This is a genomic window from Bilophila sp. 4_1_30 (genome assembly GCF_000224655.1).
GTDB classification, from domain to species: Bacteria; Desulfobacterota; Desulfovibrionia; order Desulfovibrionales; family Desulfovibrionaceae; genus Bilophila; species Bilophila wadsworthia.
In genome coordinates, this window is sequence record NZ_JH114232.1 from 81,772 (window position 1) to 84,640 (window position 2,869).

3 protein-coding genes are annotated in these 2,869 nt (G+C 62.3%); 1 reads left to right on the forward strand and 2 read right to left on the reverse strand.

What is annotated here, in order from left to right:
- Together HMPREF0178_RS07120 and hlyD are read right to left on the reverse strand one after the other, a co-directional pair.
- On the reverse strand, window positions 1-983 hold a 983-nt coding region (locus HMPREF0178_RS07120), incomplete at its 3' end, for an ABC transporter ATP-binding protein (protein ID WP_009368113.1).
- The gene (gene hlyD / locus HMPREF0178_RS07125; RefSeq protein WP_005027864.1) at window positions 980-1,975 is read right to left on the reverse strand and encodes a secretion protein HlyD; all 996 of its coding nucleotides are present in this window, start codon (window positions 1,973-1,975) and stop codon (window positions 980-982) included. The genes hlyD and HMPREF0178_RS07120, both read right to left, overlap by 4 nt.
- Window positions 1,976-2,184: 209 nt before the next feature.
- Between hlyD and HMPREF0178_RS07130 the strand changes: the two genes are divergently transcribed.
- Window positions 2,185-2,853, forward strand: coding sequence for a TetR/AcrR family transcriptional regulator (locus tag HMPREF0178_RS07130; RefSeq protein WP_009368114.1), 669 nt, complete (start codon window positions 2,185-2,187; stop codon window positions 2,851-2,853).
- The last annotated feature ends 16 nt before the right edge of the window (window positions 2,854-2,869 follow it).

Here is a 2,869-nt window from a genome sequence, read left to right on the forward strand (position 1 = left end):
GGTTCTTCCACGCCCCCCCTCCCGCTCACGGGCAAAAACGGGGAAGGCCGCTGATCCATGCCGCCCACGGCGTCGATGTAGGCGTCCTCAAGACGTGGCTCGACGGGATGCAGTTCAACACCGTTGCGGGAAAAAGGGCCGTCGTGCGGATTGCGGAGCACCACGCGGATACGGTTGCCCTGAATGAGCGCATCGCGGATATCCGGCTCCTGCTGCCAGCGGGCCAGCATCGCCCGCGCTTCGCCGGACGGCGGCACAAAGGAAAAGACGCGCTTCGCCACCCGGCCCGTAAACCCGGCGGGCGGCCCCTGATACACAAGGCTCCCCTGATCGAGCATAAGCACGTGGGCGCAGCGCTCGGCCTCATCCATATAGGCCGTAGACCAAAGCACCGACATGCCGCCCACGGCGAGATCGGACACCATTTTCCACAGCTCGCGCCGGGAAAGCGGATCGACGCCCACCCCCGGTTCATCAAGCAGCAGCAGGCGGGGCGTGGTCAACAGCGCGCAGGCAAGGCCGAGTTTTTGCTTCATGCCGCCGGAAAGCTTTCCCGCCAGCCGATCCGTAAACGGCTTCAACGCCGTAAACGTCAGCAGCTTTTCGAACATGGCCTGACGCGCCGGGCCTTCAAGCCCGCGCAATTCGGCATGGAGATTGAGATTGTCGATGACGGACAGATCTTCATACAACCCGAAACGCTGCGGCATATACCCGACATCGTGAACGGCTTCGTCCGATGCCTCGGAGCCGGGCACGCGCCCGAGCACTTCCACGCTGCCGGACGTCGGCAGGAGCAGCCCGGCCAGCAAGCGCATGAGCGTCGTCTTACCCGCGGCGTCCGGGCCCACAAGCCCCACGACCAAACCGGAGGGGACATCCGCCGTCAGGCTGGAAAGCGCGGGAGGCGTGCCCGGCGGCACGTCAGGAAAAACCTTGGAAACGCCCTGAAGCCGGATCACCGCCTGCGGGGAAGGGCTCACGGCTTGCCTCCGTCCTTGCGGAGCGTCACGGTGACGGGCATCCCCTGCCGCATGACGTTGTCGGGATCGTCGGCGATGACCCGGAAACGGAAGACCAGATCATTCCGCACTTCCTTGGTTTCCACGGTCTTCGGCGTGAATTCGGCGGTCGGTGAAATAAAGCCGATGCGTCCCCGGTACGTTTTGTCCGGCGTGGCGTCGATGGACAGGAGCACCTCCTGGCCGGGCCGGATATTCCCGAGGTTCGGCTGCGTGACATACGCCCGTATCCACACGGGATTGTTCAGCGTCACGGTGTAGACGGTCTGCCCGCCCTGCACCACCGCGCCGATCTCGTGCACGCGGGTCAGGACCACGCCGTCCTGCGGGGCGAACAGCTCGGTATCCTGCAAATTCGTCGTTGCGCGGGCGAGTTCGGCACGGGCGGCCTCCACCGCCGCCTTCTGGCGCTCAACGTCTTCGGAGCGGTATCCGCTCTCCATGAGCTGCAACTGTTCGCGGGCGGCGTTGCGGCGGGACAGCGCATCACCATAGGACGCGCGCGCCTCATCAAGCGACTGCTGCGAAACGGCGTTCTGCTGCCGCAGCCGCTCAACGCGCCGCAGGTTGCTGGCGGCGTTCGCGTATACGGCCTGCGCCCCGCTCAGGGTGGCGCGCGCCTGCTCGATGTCTTCCGTGCGATACCCCGCAACCATCTTCCTCAATTCGATTTCCTGCATGGAAAGCTGGGCGGCGGCCTGATCAAAGACCTCTTCATACGGTTTGGCATCAAGGCGCGCGAGGCGTTCCCCCGTTTTCACCGCATCACCCTCTTCCTTGAAGAGTTCGGTCACGCGCCCGCCCACGCGAAAACCGACATCCACCTGCCGGATGTCCACGTTGCCGTACAGCGTCAGCAGATCCGAAGGCTGCCGCTTCCCGTCGTACAGCCACCAGATGCCTCCGGCGGCACAGGCAAGGACAACGAGAATCACAATGATGCGCTTCAACATGGATGCCTCCGACATGAAGAATCAGAATGAAAGAAACCGGGGGCGCGGGAGCCGCAGCCCTCCCCCGGATCAAATGTTCCGGGACGCCATTCGCGAACGGCTCGCAACAATCTGCCTTGAATACAAGAATAGGAAAAGGATAATATCAAGTCAAATTAAAATTTCAATTTAAAATTTGACTTGTCGCCCAATTTTTCCTAAAAAAAGCCATGATGAACAAAAACAATCCCCCTCAGCGCCCCAAACGCGCGCAACGGAGCGACGGCCGCTCAACGCGGGCCGTTGTCCTTGAGGCAGCAGGCAAGGTCTTTGCCGAACGGGGCTTCGCCGAAGCCACCAGCAAGGAAATCTGCGAACGGGCGGGAACGAACGGCGCCGCCGTGAACTACTACTTCGGCGGCAAGGAAGGCCTGTACGAAGAAGTGCTGATCGAGGCGCACCGGCAAATGCTGAGCCTGGAGGATTTGAACCGGATCATCACTTCCGAGGCGACGCCGGAAGAAAAGCTCCGTGTGTTCCTGAAGCACATCATCCGTACCGCCATGAACGCTTCCGAGCTCTGGGGGATCAGGATATTCCTGCGCGAACTGGCCTCGCCCTCGCCCTTCGTGCCCAAATTCATCACAACGGCGGTATTCCCGAAATCCCAGAAACTCCGGGAACTGATACGGGACATCACGGGCCTTCCACCGGATTCCCCGGCGATGCAACGGGCAACCGCCCTTGTCGCCCTCCCCTGCATGGGGCTCATCCTCTTTCCGGAAAAGCTACGCACCCTCATGCTTCCCGCCACTGCCGGCGATGCGGAGGGCCTGCTTGAAGACATGCTGGCGTATATGCTCGGCGGCCTTCGCGCCTTGGGGGAAACGGCCCGGTAGGGCATTTGGAATATTT